Genomic DNA, 24257 nt, shown 5'->3' on the forward strand with positions numbered 1-24257 from the left:
CTGATTCTTATGTCAACGCAAACCTATTGCATGGAAGAACCTTTAATCTTAAGGTGTCTTAAGAAATGGGGTTATTTTATCTTTTTTCGAAGGGCGCTCAAAAACTCAGGGGTAATACCCAAGTAGGAAGCAATCATGTATTGTGGTACACGTTGTTCAATGCTTCTATACTTTGACCTGAATTCCAAGTAGCGCTCTTCGGCCGATTTGCTCATGGAGTTGATGGTTCGGTCCTGTAAGGCAACATAGGCCTTTTCAAACTTCAATCTATAGAATCGTTCAATGGCGGGAACTTGTTCATAAAGTTGGTTCAATGTATCGCGGTGTATTTGCAATACGATGGTCGGTTCTATGGCCTGTACGAATTGTTTGGCGGGAGTTTCGGTTAAATAGCTGTAGAGGTCATTTACCCACCAACCTTCAATGCCAAATTGAACAATGTGTTCTTTTGCCTCTTCATCCATATGATAGGCTCGTAAACTCCCTGCTGCAATAAACCGCATATGGTTGGAAATCTCACCTGCAAAAAGTAAAACTTCTTTCTTTTTAAGGTGGGTTTCTTTGTAGCTATCACATACCATTGATTCTTCCTCTGAAGTTAAATCAATAGTTTCCCTTAAATGTGATAGCAGTATCTCCTTTGCATCCAAAACCTAGAAATTGATTCAGTAAATTAATAAAAGTTAATCAATGGAACACAGTTATTGGATAAATGAACTTAAGTTTAGGTCAATCATGAACGGGTTGAACGGATATTAACCATAGTCAATCAATTCTAAAATATCCCCAGTTACTTTTGTACTCGTTAATTAATATCAGAATGAATTTGAAATTGGCATTAAGAGTATCGGGGGTTGCTTACCTGTTGATTTTTATAACAGGCTTTTATGCGAACTTTTCTGTATTGGAAACCATGGTTTTGGCTTCGGACCCAGAAGCTACGGTCATAAATTTTATGCAAAACCATGCACAAGTCGGACTGGGCATCTTAGCCTTTGTGGCCATGCTTGCTTTTGATGTAATTCTAGTATTTACCCTCTTCTATATCACTGAAAAGGTGAGCCTGAACATATCTGTAATGGCCTCGGCTTTTCGATTGCTACATGCCATTGGTTTTGGAATGGCCTTAATGTGCTTGATTGAGATTTACCAAATAACCGACCTTCCGTTAGGTTTGGAAATGCCAGAGCTTCAGCATACAGTGATGTCCTTGTTGCTAAAGTTTGATGAAATTTGGGCGATATGCCTTTTACTTTTTGGAACTCACCTGGCTTTTTTGGGCTATTTATCCTTTAAATCCGATTTGGTTCCTAAAAGTATGGGCTATCTATTGTTTTTGGCCGCAATGGGTTATTTGGTAAGCTGTACTGCACAGCTATTCATGCCAAATTATGCGGAGTATGAACAAGGTTTTGAATTGTTGGTGATGGTATTTGGGGTAGTCGGTGAACTAGCCTTTACCATCTGGTTGTTGATAAAGGGGTTTGGAGGAAATTCCTTGAAGCCGTTAGGCCCTTTCGAGCGTTAAAATATACCCATCAATGTTTTGCGATACGTTTTCGAATCCGACTCAATGATTCTGGCTTAACCCCTAAATAACTTGCCAAATGGTATTGTGGAACCCTTTGCAATAGGTCTGGTCGGTTTTCCATAAGGTCGAGGTATCTTTTTTCAGGACTGGATATCATAAATTGGGCTAATTTATCTTGATATGCTCCCAGTTCTTCTTCCACTGAAACCCTACAAAGCGATTCAAAATTAGGTACCCGTTTAAAAAGTTCCTGTTCTTTCTCTCTGGATAGAAGGGCCAGCCTACAATCCTCTATGCACTCCAAATAATGATTTGCAGGTACATTTAGGTTATAACTTTGTAAGGAGGAAATGGCATCCTTTTCTACATAAAACTCCGTGGTTCTTTCCTCCCCATCTACTAGATAATATTTTCTTACCAGACCTTTGATGTTAAAGTAGGACTCATTTGAAACTTGTCCCTCACGAAGTAAGATATGCCCTTTTTCAAAGGTTTTGATAGGGATGCATTCCGTCACAGCATTGGCCTGCTCCTCATTTAAGGCTATAGCTCCTTCAAGAAGTTGTACAATTTCACTTTTCAATTTGAAGTTTTAAGTAAATGACATTTGTGTCATGACTAAACTATGAAATCATTCAGCAACTTTGTTCCAAATCAAATAATATTTGGGTTTGTCCTGTATCCTTTTAAGGTTATTTCTTTTTTATTTTGAAGTTATTCTCAAATAATACCCGTCGGGATCTACCAATCGAAAATCCTCAAGTCCCCACGTTTGCATAGTCAATTCCCCATGTATGGGATATCCGCTAGATTTCACGTGTTTATAGACTTCTTTGATATCTTTAACTTCCAGCACGATTTCTGCTCCATAACCTTTGTGAGTAGGATTAAGATCAGGATTGAAGTGGTGATCCTTGGAAAGTTTATGGATAGGACCGATACCAATGATTACATTTCCCTTTTTGACAGGTTGGTAGGAAGTATTGATTTTTTTGCCTTCCATGGTAAAACCCAGAACGTTGGTGTAGAAGTCTACTGATTTAGTCATATCAGAAGTGAACAACTCCATTCTTAGGGTCATTTTATCTTCTTCCAAGTGTTTATCCACTTGCCTGCATGAACTACACAATACTAAAAGCATCAAAAGAAAAATTTTCATGTATTTCATCTTATGTTAGGGTTTTGTTTTCATTGGTTTTGTCATCGAAATGGTGGTTTCTTCAATAAATGCTGGTTATTCTATAGTTTCAGTTGCAAAGGAATAGAGATGCGGAATTAAAATACTTAACCTAGGTTAAGAAATAGACTTAAGGAAAGATCTTACCTAATTAAAACATAGCTGATTTAATAATTGGTAAGATTAAATCTCTTGATTCCTTTTTTAAAGAAACTCTAGATAAATATTTCTTTTAATATTTTATGATTAATTTTGCTATTTACGAAAGGAGATTGCTCATAGTAGTCTGTAATTCGGTTAGTTGCAAAACATAAGCAAGGCGAAAGCTAGCAAATATAAGGGTTGGCGGATGTGGTTCGAATCCTTCCGCGATCACTGAAAAAAGCTCCCAAACATGGGGGCTTTTTTTTCATCTCACCTAAGAGTTAAAAGCATCCTTACACCCATAAGTGAGCTGCATTACTGCCTCCTATATCCTTTGGAAACAATTGGAGACTGCCAGACCCTTAGGGTCGGTAAAATCACAAAGGAGACTGGATAAATTGTAAATCCAGGTACTTTTCCTGTAAAAATGGTATGTCTTTCCGTAATAGGGGTATGATTGAAAATACGGATACCTAGTATTTTTGAGGTTGTTAATCAACTAAATATGCTAGCATTAATTTTTGATCGACCAAGCTTGCGCATACTACCATCTTTTTTTCCTAAGTTTTGTCACATCGGATTTATCAATTACCTGCTTGTATTTTTGTGTTTGTTTGTCCATGGACTTTCATTTGCACAGGACGAAAAAGAACGCTTCTTGGATGATTTTAGAGGGACAGCAAGTGTTACCCAAAATGGAATTTCCCTTATCCCATCATTTTCTTTGGGAGATCCTGCATTAATATTTGACCTAAAATTTACGAAAGGAAGATTGAGTTTTGAACCTGACATGCGGTTTGCTCTGGAGGGAAAACCCTGGACTTTTATTTTCTGGTGGCGTTATAAGGCCATTTCCAAGGAAAGGTTTTCCCTTAGGGTAGGAGCACACCCCGCATTGAATTTTAGGACCATTTCCATTATGCGAAATGGACAGTCGGAGGAAATCTTGGAATCCAGAAGATATTTGGCGGCAGAAGTGGTTCCAACCTATAAGATTTCGGATAATATCGATGTTGGTTTGTATTATCTTCACGGAAGAGGTTTTGATGAAGGCGTAAAGCAGACAAATTTCTTTGTGCTGAATACCTTTTTTAAGAATCTTTATATAACGGAGCAGTATTATTTTGATATTAATCCACAGGCCTATTTTTTGGCCACGGATAACCTACAAGGGTATTATTTGGCTGGTTTCTTATCTCTGCATAAGAAGGATTTTCCACTTTCGATTGCTGCCATATTGAACAAGGCTTTGGATACGGAAATTTCACCAGAGGATGATTTCACTTGGAATCTGTCCTTGGTATACAGTTTTTGAACTTTTAAACATCAAGCGGAATCATTTCAGGTAATTTAAAAGTTCTTTATACCTTAAGGAAACTAACCCATCAGAATATTGAATGTAAGTCATGAATATATTTGAAAGATTAACATCGGGCGAAGAAATTCCAATGAATCATCCAGATTATGATCAAATTGGGGTTGAGGTGAACAAAACCATAGCACTTTCCACCAAATTGAATTCATCGAAAAACGTGAATGAAATTAGACAGACGTTGAGTGAAATCATTGGTTCGCCCATTGATGAAAGTACTACTGTTTTTACTCCTTTTTATACCAATTATGGGAAGAATATTTCTTTGGGGAAAAACGTGTTCATCAACCATGCCTGTAGCTTTTTGGACCTTGGGGGTATCATTGTTGAAGACAACGTCATGATTGGTCCAAGAGTAAGTATAACTTCGGAAAATCATCCCACGGCTATTGAAACAAGAAAAACGATGCTGCCCAATAAAGTACATATCCAAAAAAATGTATGGATTGGTGCCAGCGCCACAATTCTTCCAGGGGTGACCATAGGAGAAAATTCAGTCGTGGCAGCAGGTGCTTTGGTCAATAAAGATGTCCCATCCAATACTGTGGTTGCAGGAGTGCCGGCCAAGATTCTTAGAAAACTGAAAAACGGTGTTTGAATTACAGTTATTTATTCTTCTTTGAAATTAACAAAAAGAGTACACCACAAAGTAACCATGCGGGCAAGGTCATAAAGGATAAAAAGACATCAAAATAAACAGAAATACCATAGCAAAGTCCAAAGCTGATGGCCCATGCCCAAAACACCGCACGATTGAATTTCATGTTCATTTTTTCCGCATAATCCAGTATGATATTCGCTTTCTTCCCATAAAAGTGTTCGAACACGATGATTGCTCCCATAGGTGCCAAAATAAAGCCATAGAGTGCCACGAAGTCCAATAATTTCATCGCAAATGCAGGAAAGAGTCCAGCTAAGGTCGCTACGCTGCCCGCGATGATGGTAACCCAAAAAGTAGAGGTTTTAGGGATGATCGCTTGAAATGCCAAACCTGCCCTGTAAATGGTAGGGTTGGCCGTTGTCCACCCTGCCAGCACCACGGCGATGGCACCAAAGATTCCCAGTGCATTGTAGGCTAGGGGACCGGGAGCTACATTGGGAGCGTTTCCACCGGCCAATGCAGCTTGTGCTTCTGCTGATTCCAAGTAAACAGCATAAAGTAGTGCCGCAGCGATCCATGCCATATAATGGCCTACATACATCCCTGCCGCAGTGGTCCATCCAGAACTTGCCTTTTTGGCAAACCGGAACACGGAGAGGTCGGACATGCCCACGTGCATGGCCGCATTCGCGAACCAAGACCAAATGGCAACATGCCAGAAGGTATATTTGATTTGGCCTGGAAAAGGTTCACTGCCTTCTCCCCAAATATTCCAGAAATCAGAGAAACTGTTCACATCAAGATCGCGCAAAGCCACAATGCCGCTCGCCAAAAACGCAAGTACTATGATGGGGGACATATAGTTGGCCGCCTTGGAAACGGTTTCATAACCCTTGGCCGCAATAATGGAGATTACGGCCCCAATGGCCAAAACGATGATGATCCAGGTAATTCCGTTGGGCATGGTATCGGTCAACTTGGGCATTTCCATATCAAAAGGAATACCAACGGCGGTGGCCGAGACCGTAATCATGGCTCCCGCCAGAAAACAGAAAAGGATACCATTGGCCAGATTGTAAACCGTCACTAAATTTTTCCCCACGATCTTTTCCAATTGATAGTAGAGCGTTAGCCGATATTTAACGGCTATTTCGGCGGTAAGGAAACGCCAACTGAGCACGGCCAGAAGGTTCCCCAAAAGAAGTCCGATAATCAAATCAAAGGCGCTGACCCCTGTGGTCAAAAAGAGTGGCCCGATTACAAACTCGGTACCGGCTGCATGCTCACCGGCATACATTCCCAAAAAGCTTTTCCAGCTTTTAAGTTTTGATTGGGGCACTGGTTCCCTTTCGAATTCGCCACCTGCGATTTCCTCGATTTCTTCATCAATATTGTATTGGCTCATGCGGTTTGGTTTGTATCGTTATTTCTTAGGTGAATGCTGGTTAGATCAGGTGCTTATGTAGGTCACCAATATCCTCACAACACAATTGATCCATGATTTGCTGTAATTGCACTTTTAATATGGTCATGGTATGGTCGCCCCCCTTTTTGCCCAAGGCTGCGGCTCCGTACATAAAGGAGCGTCCCATGAATGTAAATTCGGCCCCTCTTGCCAGTGCCCGTGCCATATCGGGACCTGAGCGCATGCCACTGTCCATCATTATGGTAATCTGGTCCTTGTATTTGGCGGCAATACGTGTCAGTGGGGCAATGGTAGATTCCCCCGCATCCAATTGTCGTCCGCCATGGTTGGAAACAATAATACCGTCAAATCCCAACCGAATGGCCTGTTCGGTATCTTCCTCTGAGGCCACCCCTTTCAACACCAATTTTCCTTTCCATTTATCTCTTATGGGTTTGATGCGTTCCTCGTTTAACCTTCCGGAGAAGGTTTTGTCCATAAACTTGCCCAATTGCTTTAGATTGAGTCCTTCAGGGGTGTAGGGCCGCAAGGTCTCAAATGTGGGTATGCCATATTTAAGTGTTTGCATGGCCCAAGTTGGCTTGCCCAATACTTGAAGTATATTGGCCATTGTCATCTTCGGGGGCAGGGCCAACCCGTTTTTAAAATCGCGGGGTCGGTAACCAAAGGTGGGTACGTCGCAAAGCAGCACCAAAACAGGGCATCCCGCAGCTGCTGCCCTATCCAAAATATCATTTCTGACCGCCTCCTCCGCTGGATTGTACAATTGGAACCAAGCCTTACCTTCGGTAAGTTCGCTGGCCCGTTCAATATCCATGGTCGTCACGGTGCTTAGGATAAAGGGCACATTGTGTTTGTTGGCCGCTTTGGCCAGTATTTCAGGGGAATTGGGCCACATCAAACCTTGTAGACCCACGGGAGCGACACCAAAGGGGGCATCGTATTCTTCCCCGAAAAGTGTGGTCTTTATAGAGGCACCTTTAAAGTCCTTGATGTAGGTGGGCTTTAGGGTAATGTCCCGTATTTCCGAGGTATTTCTGCGGATGTTCACATCCTCGTTGCAGCCACCGTCCAAGTATTCAAAGGCAAAGCGTGGGATTCTTTTTTTGGCTTTTTCCCTCAGATCGTCAACGGAAGGATATCGGGTATCAAAACTTTGGGCCATATCAATTGGTAATTAAGGGTCTGTGTTTTTTTAAAGCGTAATTTTCTTTTAAGAACTTTTGGTCCAATTGGATATTGGAAATGGCAATGGCAGCCCCTAAGGCCGAACCTAACGATGCGTCGGTTGTTTTGATCTTCATGTCCTCCAGGCCGCGGGCCAATAGTTCCACAAAAATTTGATTATTGGCAAAACCGCCGTCAATGTACAACTGTTTGATATGGTCCTTTCCAATGGCAAGTTTTATACTATCTATCTGTAATTCCACCAATTCCATCATTAATTGGTGGTAGGCCTCTTCGTAGGAATTGAATTGTACTGGCGTTGGAATGTTTGGAGGTGCCACATCCAGACTTATCCATTTGAATTTATGGGTAAAACTGTCCTTTAGCTTGCGATAGATGTCGGCATCAAAGTTCATGGTCTTGTGATGATCTTCCGAAACTCCGAAAAGAACTGCCAGTTTCTTGATCTGTTCATTGTATTCATTGCCCAGAAACAAGCGTGCCGCTTTTACGGGAGCTCCATTGATACGCATGTAGTTGATACAATTGGAATCCGTATCCTCGTCCGTAAGGAGTTGTTTTGAAAATGGATTGAGGGCAATGCTCCAGGTTCCCGTGGAAAGCAGCAGGAATTTTTTATCAATACTGCGGATATAGGGCAACAGGGCAGCTGAACTGTCGTGGATACCCACACCTATCTTGATTTGGTGACCAAAGAGTTTGGAGTTGATACTGGTACCCGTATCCACTATCGATGGCAATATCTTATGGATTTCCTCTTGATAGACCCAGTCGTGATAATCCTGCTTTTCATAGTTCCAAAGCGCAGTATGGCAACCGATACTGGTATATTCACTGACCGGAATTCCCGTAAACAAATAGCTTAGATATTGTGGTAAATGAAGCGAATGTTTGATTTTTGAAAATACGTCCGGTTTTTCGTGTCTTAACCAATACAATTGGATGCCCGAGTTGAGCATACCCTCTCGGGTGGTGCCTGTTTCCCTACAAAACTGTATCTCGGGTCCATACTGCGCATAGAACTTGTCAATGATGGTTGCATTGATAGGCTTTGTATAATTGTAGAGAGGTGTAACCACCTTTCCCATATCATCCAAATGGACAAAGCTTGCGCCATAGGATGAAAAATTGACCGCCTTTATTTTGTACTCCTTTGCTTTGAGTATGTCTTGAAAAGTACGTTGTACCCAACTCTCAAGTGCTTTCAGGTTCTCGGTGGGGTGTCCATCCTCATCTTCAATGGTTTCCAAATAGGTGTAATCGCGATGGACTTCCTTAAAGTCCATATCAAAAAGGAAAAACTTTTTATTGGTCTTACCAATGTCAAAAACCGCAATTATTTCTTGTGCCATTTGCTTTGGATTATAGGCCTGTTGCCATCGTATGTTTGCCTCTTTCGTCTACCAATTTTTTGCGGACTTCCAAATGCCTGTAAGTGTCCAATGGGTTTAGCGCTCCACCATTGGATATTCTGGCCCGCTCCAATAGTGGGCGTACATCCGTAAGATAGGCTTCCTGTAAAATTTCCTGGCACAAGGTCACGTCATGGTTCTGTTGTGCATCACGAAGGGCCTTTTGGTCTACCAATAATGCTTTTGCGTAGGACGAGCGTATGGCCTCCAATGACTGCATCAAATCTTCCAAAGGGTCTTTTAGATTGTGACTGGCATCGATCATCCAAGCAGGGTAGGGATTCTGTGGATTGTTTTCCATGCCGTACACCAATTCGTTGAATATCAAAAATAGGGAATACGGTTTGATGCTCCCTACGGTAAGGTCGTCGTCCCCATATTTGCTATCGTTAAAATGAAATCCTCCCAACTTGCCCTTCATCATTAAAGTGGCTACTATCTGTTCAATATTGGTATTGGGCAAATGGTGACCCAAATCGACCAAGGTATAGGCTTTCGGGCCACATTCATTGGCCAACATAAAGGAGGTGCCCCAATCTTGGATTACCGTGCTATAGAAATTAGGTTCGTACGGTTTGTATTCAATAAAGAGCTTCCAATCCTCGGGTAAGGTCCTGTAGATTTGCTGCAAACTGGCCTGCGTATTTTTGAGTACGGTCTGGAAGTTGTTCTGTCCGGGAAAACTGGAACCATCGGCCAGCCATACGGTCAAACTTTTGGACCCCAATTTTTCGCCCAGTCGAATGACATCGATATTGTGTTGTATGGCCTGTTGCCTCGCATTATCGTCCGTACTGCAGAGGGACCCGAACTTATAGGAATGCTTTTGGTCGGGTTGGTCTTGAAAGGTATTGGAGTTCATGGCATCAAAAGTGAGCCCCAACGATTTGGTCAATGTCTTTATCTTTTCGGTATCTTCCGGCACGTCCCAAGGGATGTGCAGGGAAATGGCGCCTGCTGATCTGGTAAGCGCATGAATGAGTCCGACGTCCTCAATTTTTTGCTCCAAAGTGCCCGGTTCACCATGGTATGAGAAACGACCAAAACGTGTTCCTCCCGCACCCAAGGCCCAACTGGGAATGGCTACTTGAAAATCGCTTATTTTCTTTAGGATATGTTCAACATCAAAACCTTTTTTGGATAGGGTATTGGCCAAAAAATCAAAACTTTGATCATGCTTGTCAAAGTTATTTTGGTTGTGTGATGTAATGTGTTCCTTATCTAAAACCATGAGTTGATTTTTTAAAAACCGCAGGCTATGGTATAACCTACGGTCATTCTTAAATTAACTAAACCAAAAACTTATCTATCTTGTAAATGCGTTGGCCATGCCACCATCTACATTGATAATGTTTCCAGTACTTTTATCCAATAGCCCTACAAAAGCAAATACACCGTTGGCTATATCTTCAGGATATATAATTTCATTGAGCAGGTTTCGTTTGGCATAGTGGGCCGGCAGGTCTTCCACTTCAATGCCATAGGCCTTGGCACGGCCTTCGGCCCATTCACCTTCCCAGATTTTACTTCCTACGATAACGCCATCGGGATTTACCGTATTCACACGTATCCCTTTACCGCCCAATTCTGCTGCCAATAAACGGACCATGTGTTGCTGTGCCGCTTTAGCGGTTCCGTAGCCCACGTTGTTGGGTCCGGACACCAAACCATTTTTGCTGGCGATGCTGATGATATCTCCGCCCAAATCTTGCTTGTTCATAATTTCCACTCCTTGTTTAAAGAGCTCGAATTGTCCTTTTACCAGTACGTTTTGAAGTAAGTCCCAGTCTTGTTCAGTGGTCTCTGCCAATGGTTTTGAAATGGCCAAACCTGCACTATGTACGACCAGGTCCACGCCCCCGAATTCCAAACAAGCGGACTTATAAGCATCTTCAATGGATACTGAGCTGGTTACATCACACACCGCATAGCTTGCAACATCCCTTGGGTAGGTTTCCACGGCCTCTTTTAATCGGTCTTCGGCGATATCCGTCAAAACCACATTGGCCCCTTGTTCGGCAAGTTTATCGGCAATGGCCTTACCGATTCCGCCTCCAGCACCAGTGACCAAGGCCACTTTTCTGGACAAAGGCTTTTCTTTGGGCATCCGTTGCAATTTCGCCTCTTCCAGTAACCAATACTCAATATCAAAGGCCTCTTGCCTTGGTAAGGAGGTATAGGCCGAAATGGCTTCTGCACCGCGCATTACGTTGATGGCATTGATATAGAATTCACTCGCCACACGGGTGGTCTGCTTGTTTTTGGCAAAGCTGAACATCCCAATTCCCGGATAGATAATGATGACAGGGTTGGGGTCTCGCATGGCCGGACTATTGTCATGCTTGCAACTTTCGTAGTAAGCTGCATATTCTTTTCGGTACTGTTCAAAGGCCGGCTCCAGCTTTTTGAGGATCTCATCCGCGTTGGATAAATCTTCCTCAGGGTCCAGCTTTAGTACCAAGGGTTGGATTTTAGTACGCAAAAAGTGGTCGGGACATGAGGTTCCCATAGGCGCCAATCTTTCCAGATCGTTGCTGTTGATGTATTCCATGACCACATCCGCATCGGTGAAATGCCCGATCATACGGTTTTCTGAAGAACAGAGACCGCGTAACAATGGCATTAACTGTGCAGCTTTTTCCTTTCGTTCATTTGCTGGCAAGGATGCTACTTTTTGTCCACCGAAGACGCTGCCTTGCTGCTTGATTTTTTTCTCAATATATTCAGAAGCCATTTCTATGACTTCCAGACTGTTGATGTAGCATTCATATGAAGTGTCTCCCCAAGTGAACAGACCATGGCTCCCCAAAACGATACCGCGTATTCCGGGGTTATCGTTCAAGCACTTTTCCAATTGAAGTCCAAGGTCGAAGCCTGGTCGTTGCCACGGCACCCAGCCCATGGTGTCTCCCCAAATTTCCTTGGTCACTTTTTCACTGTCCTTTGCTGCGGCAACGGCAATCAAAGCATCGGGGTGTAAGTGATCAATGTGCTTAAAGGGCAACAGGCCATGCAAAGGGGTGTCGATGGATGGGGCACGGCTGTCCAAGTCATAGATACAATGGTTAAATAGTCCCACCATCCTATCCTCATCGTGGAGACCCTTGTAAACTTTCTTTAAGTTTCTCAAGCGCTCGGTATAAAGTCCTGCGATTCCCGATCGGGTCAGGGTTCCAATATCACCTCCAGATCCTTTAATCCACATCACTTCGACCTCTTCGTTGGTCAAAGGGTCCTTTTCTATGGTCTTACAGCTCGTATTCCCACCTCCATAGTTGGTAATCCTAAGATCGGAGCCCAAAATATTTGATCGGTACAGGAACAGGGCCACTTGGTCGTTTCCAAGCTCCAAAGCCTTTTTTTCGTCCCATAGATAATCCACGTGTTTAAAAGTCTTAATCCCCATCAGGTTATTTTTTTTATTATTGTTGTGGGTAAATGTAGTTACCGATTTTCTTTTAAGTGTTCTGCACTGTTAAGTAAACACTTCTTAAAAGTTACTAAAATGATGGGATTGATTGACATAAAAGAGGAATCAAAAGTACCAAAGTACAAACAGATCGTAGATTCCATTTTGGCAGCTATTGAAAATGGCAAGATAAAATTGGATGATAGGTTGCCGTCGGTGAACGAACTGCTGATCGAATTTGATATTTCTCGGGATACCGTGGTGAGGGCTTACGACCACCTTAAAAAAAACAAGATTATTGAATCCGTTCCCGGCAAGGGGTATTATGTAAAAAGGGATGAGCTTGCCCTTAAGGCCAAGGTGTTTCTATTGTTCAATAAATTGAGTCCCCATAAAAAAATTATTTATGATGCATTCGCGAGGACACTTGGTGACAATGCGACCATAGATTTTTTTATATATGAAAACAATTACCGGCATTTTAAGGAATTGATCCTGGATTCCAAAAAACGGTCCTATACCTATACCCATTATGTTGTAATCAGCCATTTTGAAGAAGGAGGAGACGATGTACTTAATTTTATCAAAAAAGAAATCCCATTGGAAAAATTGATCGTTCTGGATAAACGTTTGGACGGACTGCCCAATACTGTGTCCAGTATTTATCAGGATTTTGAAAAGGATATTTATTCGGCCTTGGTTACGTTAAACCCAAAACTTCGTAAGTACAAACAGATCAAGTTGCTTTTAAGAAAAAAGACCTATCATCCCATTGAGATTAAAAAAGGATTCATAAAATTTTGCGGTCAATATGCCTATGAGTTCGGAATCATCGAAGAGATAGAGTCCAGTGAAATCGAAAAGGAAACGGTATATATCAACCTTAAAGAAAGTGATCTAGTGGTGTTGATCAAAAAAATAAAGCAGACCAAATTTGTGCTGGGCAAGGATGTGGGAATCATTTCCTATAACGAGACGCCTTTAAAGGAGGTCTTGCTCGAAGGTATTACGGTCATCTCCACCGATTTTGAAAACCTTGGTAAAAAAGCTGCGGAGATCGTGCTTAAAAACCAGACCATCTACACGGAAAACCCATTCCACGTTATCCAGCGGAACTCCCTTTAATTTACTTCCATTTTTTGCCAACTTTCCTATCTGTATCAGAACAGTACAGAACGGAATAGTTTTGCCCTAACATTAGCTTAACATTGTCGTGAATCAGGTGTCATTCAAGGCTTATGATTCAATTTTTGACCTAAAAAAACAAACTAACTAAAGGTCTATTGCACAATTAATTAACTAAAAACAAACTATGAGGACTAAACAGACATTATGGCTAGCGGTTCTTTTTATGACAATTTTCTGTGGCTTTTCCGCCAATGCACAGCAGAGAATTACAGTAGAGGGAACTGTTACAGACGCCGAAACGGGCCAGCCTTTGCCGGGGGTTACTGTAGTGGAGCAGGGCACCACTAATGGTACAAGTGCCGATTTTGATGGTAATTACACCATTGAGGTGGCTTCAAATGGAGTATTGATCTTTTCTTCCGTGGGCTATGCGGCCCAGAACGTGCCTGTTAACGGAAGGACACAAATTGACCTTGCTTTATCAGTGGACAGCCAACAGCTTGATGAGGTCGTGATCGTGGGATACGGTACACAGAGCAGTAGAAAGGTGACGGGAGCTGTACAGCAACTTAATACACAAGAGTTGGCAGATTTGCCTGTTCCCCAAATAACGCAAAAACTTCAAGGTAGACTTGTGGGTGTTCAAATTAATCAGACCACAGGTAGACCAGGAGAAGGAGTGCAAGTTCGGGTAAGGGGTCAAGCCTCGATATTGGCGGGTAGTGACCCGTTATACGTTGTGGACGGATTTCCAATTGTTGGTGATATCAGTACCATTAACCCAGATGAGATTGAAAGCATATCCGTATTGAAAGATGCCGCTTCTACCTCCCTATATGGGTCAAGAGCTGCGAATGGGGTTGTTTTGATTACCACCAAAACTGGTAAAACTGAAAGGGGGGAACTTTCCGTCAATTATTTTGGAGGGGTTCAGACTGTTCCGCAGCAGGGGCGTCCAGATATGATGAATGCAAGGGAGTTTGCCCAGTTTAAAAAGGAATCTGCCGAAGATTTGGGCGTTCCGGTTCCAGAGCCATTTCAGAATCCAGAACAATATGGAGAAGGTTTTGATTGGTACGATGGAATGTTCAGAACTGCCGCTATCCAGAGTTTAAACCTAACCTGGTCGTCACGCACCGAACGTTCATCCCATGCTATCGTCGCTGGATACTTTGATCAAGAAGGAGTTATGATCAACTCCGATTTCAAGCGTTATTCCATGCGTGCGAATTCTTCCTTTAAATTAGGGAAAAAAGTAAATCTTGGACTATCGGTTGCACCAACCTACACGATCGATAATATTCCAAACTCAGATGGTGCCTTTTATAGTGGTAACGTAGACGGTGTTGCCGGAGGTGGTCTTATTAACAATGCCTTGTTGACATGGCCTATATTTCCATTTCAGAATGAGGATGGATCGTATCCACCAACCGCATTTACACCGGGCATCAGTGCTTTTCCAACGCCTAACTGGGTGTATGCTGCCAATGAGATTACCAACGAAACCAGGGAAACACGAATCTTGGCCAACCTTTTCCTTGATTATGAAATCATAGATGGGCTCAAATTCAAAACAACGATCAATGGTGATTTTGGTCAAACCAATTTCTTCAGCTTTAGCCCATCAACCGTATCGAATGTATTTACAGCGCTACCGCCGGTTATAGCTACGAGCACAAGGAGGCAGAACGAATATCTTAGCTGGTTGAATGAAAATACGTTAACCTATACCAAAACTTTCGGTGACCACAGCATAGAGCTTTTGGCAGGTGCTGCTTATCAAAAGTTTGATGGTGAAACGTCACAACTTCGATTGTCAAACTTTCCAGATGACCGTGTGCAAACTATTCAGTCAGCACTCAATATTGAGCGAGGAGCATCATTCAATAACATCAATGAGTGGAGTTTAACTTCTTATTTCTCTAGATTCAATTATGATTACAAAGGCAAATATTTGTTTACCCTTGCTTTAAGACGAGATGGTTCATCCCGTTTTGGGTCGGAGAATCGTTGGGGTAATTTCCCATCAGCTTCTGCTGGTTGGGTGTTCAGTGACGAAGACTTTATGCAGGGCGTAGATTGGCTCAGTTTCGGAAAAGTAAGGGCTAGTTACGGTGTAATCGGTAACAACAATATTGGTAACTTCACACAGTTTGCACTTGTAGATAATTCGTTGAACGCTGTTTTTGGAAACTCTATTGTGAGTGGTGCTGCGGTTACTACCCTTGGAAACAACAATTTGGGGTGGGAGCGTACCAACCAGTTCGATATAGGATTGGATTTGAGATTGTTTGACGGTAGAGTGGAATTCATCTACGATTACTACAAAAAGAATACCACTGATTTATTGTTCAATGTGGATATCCCACAAGAATCCGGATTCACAAACTTCAATGATAATGTTGGGGAAATTGAATTTTGGGGTCATGAGGTTGCGTTGATTACTAGAAACTTTGCCAATGAAGACTTTACCTGGACATCAAATTTCAATATTGCGTTCAATCGTAATAGGGTCGTTTCCCTTGCTGAAGGGGTTGACAGGATTTTCTCCGGTGCAGGAAACTACCAGAGTATTACCCGACCAGGCGAACCATTGGGTCAATTTTGGGGCTTGATTTGGGACGGAGTTTATGATAACCAAGCCGAATTCGACAGTTCTCCAGTGGCTGCAGAATCCCAAGTGGGTACCATTAAGTTTGCAGACGTAAATGGCGATGGAGTAATCACCTTTGGAGGAAACGAGGATGACCGTACTGTAATCGGAAACCCATTTCCTGACTATATCTTTGGTTTCACCAATGACTTTAAATATAAGAATTGGGACGCAACCATTGTAATGCAAGGGTCTATTGGTAACGACATTGCGGTTACCTCCGACCAGGGAACTACCAACCTTGATGGTGTATTTAATGTGTTGCGGGATGTGCAAGACCGTTGGAGGTCTCCAGAAAACCCAGGTAGTGGTAGATATGGTAAAACAACTGCGGCAACATTTATGGAGCGTGACTGGTTTTCCACTCGCTTTATAGAGGATGGTAGCTACCTTGCTGTACGTAATATTACTGTGGGATATAATTTCTCGCTTAAGGACGACTTTTTCCTTAAAAGAGCAAGGCTATATGGATCGGTACAAAATGCATTTATGTTTACTGGGTATCGTGGCGTCAACCCGGATGTCAGCACTACTCAAACAGGTGCAGGCCAGTTGAACGCTCTGGCTTTGGGATATGACTGGGCCGCATACCCATTACCAAGAACTTTTACCTTAGGCTTTAACCTATCATTTTAAAAAAGAAATCATGAAAAAAACAACATATTTTCTACAGCTGATTATAGCCCTATTTCTTTTTGGGTGTAGTGAGGATTTCCTTGATATTCCTCCAGAAGACTCATTAAGTAAAGCTATTTTCTTTGAATCTCAAGCAGATTTCGAACAAGCTATAAATGCTACATATGCTCCTTTGCGCGACCTTCAACAGGCAGGAGGCAACGCTCCTGGCTCTGCATGGGGTATGGGTGAACTTACATCGGACAACACGTATTATAAGTTTAACCCCAACTATAGAGCTGTGCAAGACGGCGAAGGTTTGGCCGACCATTATCCAAATAACGCCAATGCTACCATTGGAGCTAAGTACGTAACGAACTATTTGATCATTGCGAGGGCCAATCAAATTTTAGATTTGATAGATGATATTGAATTTGAAGATCAAGCCCTTCAATCGAACATAAAAGGTCAAGCATTATTTTTAAGAGGACTAAGTTACTTCGATTTGGTGCAATTCTATGGCGCCGTGCCTTTGCATACAGTGCCAGTTACCAGTAGGGAAAATGCTGCATTACCATTATCATCTGCAGATGAAGTTTATGCGCAAATTGTGAACGACGTCAGTGAGGCAATTTCGTTGTTGCCACCTAAGTCATCCCAAGAAGCTGGTAGAGCCACTCGCGGGTCTGCACGAATGTTGCTTGGAAATGTTTACGTAGTTCGAGAAAATTGGTCGGCTGCGTCAACGGTTTTGGGTGAGTTGATCAATTCTGGGGAATACGCACTTCTTCCCGATTATGCCAGTGTGTTTGAATTGGCAAACAAAAATAGTAGTGAGTCTATTTTTGAAGTCCAATTTTTGGAAGGAACAGAGGGCTTTGCTAGTTTCTTTCCATACAATCAGATACCCATGCCGTTAACTGCAGAACAAGTAGCTGCAATAAGTGGAGTGCCAAATTCCCAAGCAATTAATGAACAGGGATTCAATATTCCAACTCCTGACATTATTGATAGCTATGAGGATGGTGACCCACGAAAATCCGTATCCATTGATAGTGTAAATGTAGATGGGGTATTTTATCCATACATCAATAAGTTTTGGCAGCCACATTCTACACCAGGACTAACCGGTGTGAATTTCCCTATTTATAGATACTCCGAAGCTCTATTGTTCTACGCGGAAGCATTGAATGAAGCTGGACAATCCAGTGAGGCCATTACTTTTTTGAATCAGGTGCGGGAACGCGTTGGTCTAGCTCCTTTGGCAGGTTTGGATCAAACTGCGTTAAGACAGGCTATCATGGATGAAAGAAGAGTAGAATTGGCTTTTGAAAATAAAAGATGGCTTGATTTGGTTCGCACAGGTACAGCACAAGCGGTTATGACCGCATTCGGTGAGCGGGTCAAGGCCAATCCACAAGACTATTATTTTCCTGATGGTATAGCGCCACCACCGGTGGCTTTCACTACCATTTCGGAGTTGTTTCCAATACCTGCTGGTGAAACATTATTGAATCCCAACTTCTAACCATAGCAATATGGAACAGTTGGCAATTGAGTTGGGTTATGTTTAGTTAATCTAACCCGGTATTTACGATACCGGGTTAGTTTTTTTGTTTCCGCCTTTTTTTAAGAATATTTCATGCTAAGAAAAAAGAAAGGGAAGTTGAAAAGAGGGCAATGGTTGAAAGTTTGGAAAAACATAGATGTTTTCAAACAAACTCAGCTCTTGCATGGGGAAAGGGTTTAGTGTAAATTGACGGATGCAGCTGGAATAGGATAATTTTAGAGGTTTAGTGAAACACCTCACAGGCAGTAGAATAAGTGAAAAGATGAAAACACGAAGAGATTTTATAAAAACGGTTGGAACCGCATCAGGATTACTGTTCCTTCCCGGTACAATACTGCCTTTCGGATATAATGCATGGGATATCCCTGAAGAATGGGTGGAAGTTGAAACCTCAAAAGGCAAGATAAAGGGGGTCCGCTCCACTGGAGTGAACATTTTTAAAGGTATACCCTACGCAGGTAAAGTTTCGGGTAACCGAAGGTTCAAAAGACCTGCTCCATTAGAGCCTTGGACGGGCGTACGGGACACTTACGAACTGGGTCCTCCCGCCATTCAGGCGCCGCGGCGCAACGAACCACCACCTGCAGAGGACTGCTTGTTTCTAAACGTGTGGACACCGGCCAACGATGGTAAGAAGCGCCCTGTGATGTTCTACAGCCACGGCGGTGGATTTGTTATTGGTTCTGGAGGTTCGCAAGCACAGGACGGAGCCAATCTGGCCCGTAATTTTGATGTAGTCGTGGTACAGACCAACCACCGTTTGGGAATGCTCGGATTTATGTATCTGGACGAAATAGGAGGACTTGACTATGCGGGATCTGGCAATATGGGACTTTTGGATATCACTGAAGGAATGAGGTGGGTAAGCGAAAATATTGATATGTTCGGAGGTGACCCCAATAATGTGATGATCTTTGGGGAATCCGGAGGTGGGGCAAAAACCTCCTGCCTCTATGCCATGCCAGAGGCGGCACCTTACTTTAACAAAGCATCAATAGAAAGTGGACCAGGAGTCCGCATGCTCACCAAAGGCATGGCAGCACAGAACACCGAATTGGTGCTTAGGGAGTTTGGGTTCACCAAAAATAATTGGGAGAGACTTTTGGAGGTGCCGACTGATGAAATATTAAAAGTACAAGCAAGAATTCCATTTGTACCTCCTTTTCAAGAAAAGAAAAATACAGGGGGACTGACCGAACCTACTATAGGCGGTTTTGGACCGGTGGTGGACGGTACAGTACTACCTCATCATCCTTTTGACCCAAACGCTCCGATCATTTCCAAGGATAAACCATTAATGGTCGGGTGGAACGAAGACGAATACACCTTTTTTGCTTGGGAACGGAAGGATACCGAATTTGCCACTTTGGATTTCGAAGGATTAAAAACGAGATTGATACCTCAATTTGGGGAAGATACCCCCAACATAATCGAGGTATACAGAAAAGCACGGCCAAAGGCTTCACCGGCCGACATTTTTGTGGCAGTTTCGTCCATTGTGATGATGGGGCTGGGCTCCATAGAGATTGCGCAGCGAAAAGCTCAGCAGGGAGGAGCCCCGGTATACCTATACAATTTTGGGTATAAATCTGAAAAGTTGATTCCCGGAACAGATTATCCTATGGGAACGCCACATGCCATGGATATTTCCTTCAAATTCAACAACGAACAGCCGCCCAAGGATGGGGAAGAAGACCGACCCAGTTTTTTTGGAGGTGGACGTCCCGAGCGTTTTACCGCATCCCACAATATGGCTGCTTATTGGACTGGTTTTGCCAAAACGGGAAAACCTACCGCCAAGGATTTGCCCCAATGGCCCGAGTATCATATGAAAACCAAGCCCACTATGCGGATCGATGCCACCTGTGAGGTTATCGAGGATAGATTTTCGGAAGAGCTTGCCATGTGGAAGCAAATAGGGAGATTACCTAAAGAACAATAAATTCAAGATCAATATTATCAAAAGTATTACACCGACAACATGAAAAATTTACTAGCACTACTGATTTTATTTTCGACTTTGGCCGTTACCGGCCAGCGTAGACAGAACGCCGAACCAGAATGGACCGCAACATGGATTACCTTGGGCGGAGTCGATGCTGAGCAGGCCGGAATGTACCTGTTCCGCAAATCCTTTACCCTGGACAGCACACCTGCTGAATTCCCTATCCGAATTTCTGCTGATAACCGATACAAGCTTTTTGTAAACGGTACGCTTGTTTCCGTAGGTCCCAACTGGGGCGACATTAAGCATTGGAATTACCAATCCATGGATATCGCTAAGCATTTACAGCAAGGAGAAAATACCTTGGCCGTAAAGGTTTGGAACGAAGCCGATTTGCGTGCCGTGGCTCAGTTTTCCTTTAAAACGGCCCTAATCCTTCAAGGGCAAAACGAATTGGCCAAGGTTGTGGATACCGATAAAAGCTGGAAAGTGATAGAGGATAAGAGCTATACTCCCTTGGAACAGCACATTAGGGGTTATTATGCAGCAGGTGCCGGTGATTTTATCGATATGAACAAAGCAGTAACGGGTTGGAAGCAGCAAGATTTTGATGATAGTTCGTGGGAAGCTGCCGATACCGTTTTTGAAGCGGTGCAACAAGGTTTTGGATTCAGACAGCAAGAAGGATGGAATTTGGTGCCATCCATACTGCCCGAAATGGAATTGACCAAGGAACGCTTGGCCAAGGTACGTAAATCGGAAGGCGTAAAAATACCATCCAGCTTTCCTCAACAACCAGCCTCAATAAAAGTGGCCGCCAACTCCAGTGCTAAATTTTTATTGGATCAGGAACACCTGACCAATGCTTATTTGACCTTATTGTTCAGTGGTGGTAAAAATAGCGTAATAACCCTGCAGTATGCGGAAGGGCTGTATGATAGTGAAGGCGCCAAGGGCAACCGGGATATTATCGAAGGGAAGACCATGACAGGAAGAAGGGACAGTATCATTTCCAACGGGATGGATAATCAAGAATACACCTCTTTGACCTATAGGACCTACCGCTATGTGGAACTGGATGTGAAGACCAAAAATGAACCGCTGGTCATTAATGATATCTACGGAACTTTTACAGGGTACCCATTCCAAATGAAGGCTAATTTGCTCTCCGATAGCGAAGAACTTTCCGAGATGATGGAAATCGGTTGGAGAACAGCTCGCCTTTGTGCGGTGGATACCTACATGGATTGCCCTTATTACGAACGATTGCAATACGTAGGGGATACCCGAATACAACATTTTGTGTCCTTTTACAATAGTGGTGATGACCGCTTGATCAAAAATGCCATCAATTTGATTGATTATTCAAGACAGCCCAACGGGCATACGTTGAGCAGGTATCCAGATAGGCAAGATCAAGTGATCCCAACCTATTCGCTTTGGTATGTAAGCATGCTTTATGATTATATGATGTATGGTAGCGATGCCGAATTTATTGCGGAAAAGTTAATGGGGTCCCGTCAAGTATTGAACTATTTTATCACCTATTTGGACGAAGATGGCTCCTTAAAAAATGTTCCGGGTTGGAATTACACGGATTGGGTGCCCGAATGGAACTTTGGAATGGCTCCAATGGCCGAGGATGGCTCTTCCGCAGCCCTAGATCTGCAAATGTTGCATGCTTTGCAATCGGGGATAGCGCTAGAAAAGGAATTGGGTAAACCAGAATTTGTCACGCTATACACAACTATGGCAGATCAGCTTACGGAAACCATCAAACGAAAGTATTGGGACCAATCCAAACAATTGTTCGCTGATACCCCAGCCAAGGACAAATATTCCCAGCATGCCAATTCATTGGCGATTTTGGCCAACATTGTGGATGATGACACCAAGAAAGCTATTGGTAAGTCACTGTTGGAGGACAAGTCGTTGGCACCCGCATCCATTTATTTCAGCTATTATTTGCATTTGGCCCTCAATGAAGCGGGCTATGGAGACCAATATTTGGACTGGTTGGATGTTTGGAGAAAAAATATGGAGCTTGGTTTGACCACATGGGGCGAAACATCACAAGTAGAAACCACCCGTTCTGATTGTCATGCTTGGGGATCCAGTCCCAATATTGAGTTCTTTAGGATTCTACTAGGTATCGAAAGTGCCGCACCCAATTTCAAATCCATCAAAATTGAACCCCACTTGGGCGATATCAAAAAAATTGGTGGAGAGATGCCACACCCAGCAGGGATGATATCGGTGAACTATGAACAGTCCGGAAAAAAATTGAAGGCTACCATCGTTTTGCCTCAAGGAGTTGATGGGGAATTTGTTTGGAATGGAGAGCGTAAAGCCCTTAGCTCAGGCAATAATGTCATCAATCTTTAAGATTGAATGATGGACCCAATCAATCTGTAACCAATACAAAGCGATGAAAAACAAACTATTCTTTTTAGTACTGTTTTTATGTGGGACAATGTTCCATGTACAAGCACAATCCGAAGTTATCACAGGGGAAGATATTGCCGTGACCAATACCGAATCAGGAAAGGTGAGAGGTTACATCCATAATGGCATAGTTACCTATAAGGGTATTCCGTATGCCACAGCGGAACGGTTTAAACCGGCAACAAAGGTGGAGCCCTGGGAAGGAGTGCGCAGTTCCACCATGTATGGCCCTGTAGCACCGTTATTGACACCGACCACTCAGGTTCAGGATGAATCTGAGTTTGTATTTGATCATGACTGGGGCTACACCAACGAGGATTGTCTTCGAATCAATATTTGGACACCAAGTATCGAAGATGATAAGAAAAGACCCGTCCTTTTTTGGATTCATGGAGGTGGTTTTACGGCTGGTTCAAGTCAAGAATTACCTTCTTATCATGGTGAAAACCTAAGCAAAAAGGGTGATGTGGTAGTCGTTTCCATCAACCATAGGCTGAATATCCTTGGTTTTTTAGATCTATCAGCTTATGGAGAAGAGTATCAGGAATCAGCCAACAACAGTATATTGGATATTGTCGCTGCATTGCAATGGGTGAAGACCAACATTTCCAATTTTGGTGGCGACCCCGATAATGTGACCATTTTTGGACAATCGGGTGGTGGAGCCAAGGTAAATACCTTAATGGCGATGCCACGGGCCAAGGGTCTATTTCATAAGGCCATCAACCAAAGTGGGGCCTTTAGGGGCAATTTGACCACAAAGGAAGTTACCCAGTCCATTGCCGCGGAGGTATTGAACCAACTCTCCATCTCACCAGAGCAGGTGGACAGTCTCCAAAACATCCCATTCAAAGATCTTAGTGCGGCAGGGGCAAAGGCATTGAAAATCGTTTCGGATAAATTGAAGGAGGAAGGAAACACCTCATCTGGAGTTAATCTCAATTGGGGTCCTAGTAGGGATGGATCTGCTTTACCTTATGATTTAATGTCCGCTGAGGCGCTTGAACTTTCCAAGGAGGTACCCTTATTGATCGGCACTACCAAAAACGAGTTCGCGCCATTTGCCAACATGCGGTTTTTTAATGCATCAGAAAAAGAAGTGATGGACCATATTGCCCAAGTCTACAAGGATAAAGCGGACGATTATGTCGCAGCGGTAAAAAAGGCCTATCCCAACGATACCAAACCTGAAGACCTACTATCAATAGATACGAGGTTCCGACCAGGGGCTGTTTACCAAGCCAATCAGAAATCGAATTTAGAAGGCGGTGCACCTGTATATATGTACCTGTTTACTTGGCAATCACCTGTTTTTGATGGTAAATACAAATCACTTCACTGTATGGAGCTGCCTTTTGTGTTTGATAATATCGAACGGGCGAATCATATGACCGGTGGAGGTGAAAAGGCACAACTATTGGCAGATAAAATGAGCAGTGCTTGGATCAATTTTGCAAAAACTGGAGACCCAAATCATGCCGGGTTGCCCACATGGCCCAAATACAATACGGAGAATACCGCCACGATGCATTTGGACAATACCTGCGAAGTAAAGCCCCAATTGGACAAAGAATTGTTTGAATTAGTGGCAAGTATGCCAAGTAATTGATATTGAAAAACTAGGGTTTCTTTATCCAGAAG

At 43.0% G+C, this 24257-nt stretch carries 17 protein-coding genes; 9 read left to right on the forward strand and 8 right to left on the reverse strand.

Annotated features, from left to right (window positions below; translation table 11 throughout):
* Window positions 1-71 precede the first annotated feature (71 nt).
* Entirely contained in the window at window positions 72-650 is a 579-nt protein-coding gene (locus RBB12_RS12370) for a Crp/Fnr family transcriptional regulator (RefSeq protein WP_306014289.1), read from the reverse strand.
* Window positions 651-820: 170 nt separating this feature from the next.
* On the opposite strand from RBB12_RS12370, the gene RBB12_RS12375 reads away from it, so the two are divergent.
* Complete coding sequence (locus RBB12_RS12375) at window positions 821-1528, forward strand: DUF4386 domain-containing protein (protein ID WP_306014290.1); 708 nt, start codon at window positions 821-823, stop codon at window positions 1526-1528.
* Between the two features lie 10 nt (window positions 1529-1538).
* On the opposite strand, the gene RBB12_RS12380 is transcribed toward RBB12_RS12375, so the two are convergent.
* Both RBB12_RS12380 and RBB12_RS12385 read right to left on the reverse strand, forming a co-directional pair.
* Window positions 1539-2114, reverse strand: coding sequence for a Crp/Fnr family transcriptional regulator (locus RBB12_RS12380; protein WP_306014291.1), 576 nt, complete (start codon window positions 2112-2114; stop codon window positions 1539-1541).
* Window positions 2115-2234: 120 nt separating this feature from the next.
* Window positions 2235-2699, reverse strand: coding sequence for a VOC family protein (locus tag RBB12_RS12385; RefSeq protein WP_306014292.1), 465 nt, complete (start codon window positions 2697-2699; stop codon window positions 2235-2237).
* Window positions 2700-3456: 757 nt separating this feature from the next.
* Between RBB12_RS12385 and RBB12_RS12390 the strand changes: the two genes are divergently transcribed.
* Both RBB12_RS12390 and RBB12_RS12395 read left to right on the forward strand, forming a co-directional pair.
* Entirely contained in the window at window positions 3457-4167 is a 711-nt protein-coding gene (locus RBB12_RS12390; RefSeq protein ID WP_306014293.1) for a hypothetical protein, read from the forward strand.
* A 91-nt stretch (window positions 4168-4258) separates the two neighbouring features.
* Window positions 4259-4822: a sugar O-acetyltransferase gene (locus RBB12_RS12395; protein WP_306014294.1), complete on the forward strand. Its 564-nt coding sequence runs from the start codon at window positions 4259-4261 to the stop codon at window positions 4820-4822.
* Between the two features lie 7 nt (window positions 4823-4829).
* Here RBB12_RS12395 and RBB12_RS12400 read toward each other — a convergent pair whose 3' ends face one another.
* The 5 genes from RBB12_RS12400 to RBB12_RS12420 all read right to left on the reverse strand — a co-directional run bounded on the left by RBB12_RS12400 (window position 4830) and on the right by RBB12_RS12420 (window position 12257).
* Window positions 4830-6230 (reverse strand): cytosine permease, encoded by a 1401-nt coding sequence (locus RBB12_RS12400; RefSeq protein WP_306014295.1) that lies wholly within the window; start codon window positions 6228-6230, stop codon window positions 4830-4832.
* A 40-nt stretch (window positions 6231-6270) separates the two neighbouring features.
* On the reverse strand, window positions 6271-7416 hold the full coding sequence (locus tag RBB12_RS12405) for an alpha-hydroxy acid oxidase (protein WP_306014296.1): 1146 nt from the start codon (window positions 7414-7416) through the stop codon (window positions 6271-6273).
* A 1-nt stretch (window position 7417) separates the two neighbouring features.
* A complete protein-coding gene (locus tag RBB12_RS12410; RefSeq protein WP_306014297.1) occupies window positions 7418-8791 on the reverse strand; it encodes an FGGY-family carbohydrate kinase in 1374 nt (457 codons plus the stop codon).
* Window positions 8792-8801: 10 nt separating this feature from the next.
* Window positions 8802-10082, reverse strand: a complete 1281-nt coding sequence (locus RBB12_RS12415) for a TIM barrel protein (RefSeq protein WP_306014298.1) — start codon at window positions 10080-10082, stop codon at window positions 8802-8804.
* Between the two features lie 75 nt (window positions 10083-10157).
* Window positions 10158-12257, reverse strand: coding sequence for a bifunctional aldolase/short-chain dehydrogenase (locus RBB12_RS12420; protein ID WP_306014299.1), 2100 nt, complete (start codon window positions 12255-12257; stop codon window positions 10158-10160).
* A gap of 99 nt (window positions 12258-12356) precedes the next feature.
* On the opposite strand from RBB12_RS12420, the gene RBB12_RS12425 reads away from it, so the two are divergent.
* The 6 genes from RBB12_RS12425 to RBB12_RS12450 all read left to right on the forward strand — a co-directional run bounded on the left by RBB12_RS12425 (window position 12357) and on the right by RBB12_RS12450 (window position 24225).
* Window positions 12357-13385: a GntR family transcriptional regulator gene (locus RBB12_RS12425; RefSeq protein ID WP_306014300.1), complete on the forward strand. Its 1029-nt coding sequence runs from the start codon at window positions 12357-12359 to the stop codon at window positions 13383-13385.
* A gap of 187 nt (window positions 13386-13572) precedes the next feature.
* Window positions 13573-16677: a TonB-dependent receptor gene (locus tag RBB12_RS12430; protein WP_306014302.1), complete on the forward strand. Its 3105-nt coding sequence runs from the start codon at window positions 13573-13575 to the stop codon at window positions 16675-16677.
* A gap of 10 nt (window positions 16678-16687) precedes the next feature.
* The gene (locus RBB12_RS12435) at window positions 16688-18184 is read left to right on the forward strand and encodes a RagB/SusD family nutrient uptake outer membrane protein (RefSeq protein ID WP_306014303.1); all 1497 of its coding nucleotides are present in this window, start codon (window positions 16688-16690) and stop codon (window positions 18182-18184) included.
* A 304-nt stretch (window positions 18185-18488) separates the two neighbouring features.
* On the forward strand, window positions 18489-20168 hold the full coding sequence (locus RBB12_RS12440; protein WP_306014306.1) for a carboxylesterase/lipase family protein: 1680 nt from the start codon (window positions 18489-18491) through the stop codon (window positions 20166-20168).
* A gap of 39 nt (window positions 20169-20207) precedes the next feature.
* Window positions 20208-22556, forward strand: coding sequence for an alpha-L-rhamnosidase N-terminal domain-containing protein (locus RBB12_RS12445; protein WP_306014307.1), 2349 nt, complete (start codon window positions 20208-20210; stop codon window positions 22554-22556).
* 43 nt (window positions 22557-22599) lie between these two features.
* A complete protein-coding gene (locus RBB12_RS12450) occupies window positions 22600-24225 on the forward strand; it encodes a carboxylesterase/lipase family protein (RefSeq protein WP_306014308.1) in 1626 nt (541 codons plus the stop codon).
* The last annotated feature ends 32 nt before the right edge of the window (window positions 24226-24257 follow it).

Source organism: Allomuricauda sp. MMSF_3307, from assembly GCF_030733585.1.
GTDB lineage: Bacteria > Bacteroidota > Bacteroidia > Flavobacteriales > Flavobacteriaceae > Flagellimonas.

Coding starts and splice junctions, on each gene's coding strand:
- RBB12_RS12375 (WP_306014290.1), top strand. CDS start 821: ATGAATTTGAAATTGGCATTAAGAGTATCGGGGGTTGCTTACCTGTTG.
- RBB12_RS12385 (WP_306014292.1), bottom strand. CDS start 2,699: ATGAAATACATGAAAATTTTTCTTTTGATGCTTTTAGTATTGTGTAGT.
- RBB12_RS12395 (WP_306014294.1), top strand. CDS start 4,259: ATGAATATATTTGAAAGATTAACATCGGGCGAAGAAATTCCAATGAAT.
- RBB12_RS12400 (WP_306014295.1), bottom strand. CDS start 6,230: ATGAGCCAATACAATATTGATGAAGAAATCGAGGAAATCGCAGGTGGC.
- RBB12_RS12405 (WP_306014296.1), bottom strand. CDS start 7,416: ATGGCCCAAAGTTTTGATACCCGATATCCTTCCGTTGACGATCTGAGG.
- RBB12_RS12410 (WP_306014297.1), bottom strand. CDS start 8,791: ATGGCACAAGAAATAATTGCGGTTTTTGACATTGGTAAGACCAATAAA.
- RBB12_RS12415 (WP_306014298.1), bottom strand. CDS start 10,082: ATGGTTTTAGATAAGGAACACATTACATCACACAACCAAAATAACTTT.
- RBB12_RS12420 (WP_306014299.1), bottom strand. CDS start 12,257: ATGGGGATTAAGACTTTTAAACACGTGGATTATCTATGGGACGAAAAA.
- RBB12_RS12425 (WP_306014300.1), top strand. CDS start 12,357: ATGATGGGATTGATTGACATAAAAGAGGAATCAAAAGTACCAAAGTAC.
- RBB12_RS12430 (WP_306014302.1), top strand. CDS start 13,573: ATGAGGACTAAACAGACATTATGGCTAGCGGTTCTTTTTATGACAATT.
- RBB12_RS12435 (WP_306014303.1), top strand. CDS start 16,688: ATGAAAAAAACAACATATTTTCTACAGCTGATTATAGCCCTATTTCTT.
- RBB12_RS12440 (WP_306014306.1), top strand. CDS start 18,489: ATGAAAACACGAAGAGATTTTATAAAAACGGTTGGAACCGCATCAGGA.
- RBB12_RS12445 (WP_306014307.1), top strand. CDS start 20,208: ATGAAAAATTTACTAGCACTACTGATTTTATTTTCGACTTTGGCCGTT.
- RBB12_RS12450 (WP_306014308.1), top strand. CDS start 22,600: ATGAAAAACAAACTATTCTTTTTAGTACTGTTTTTATGTGGGACAATG.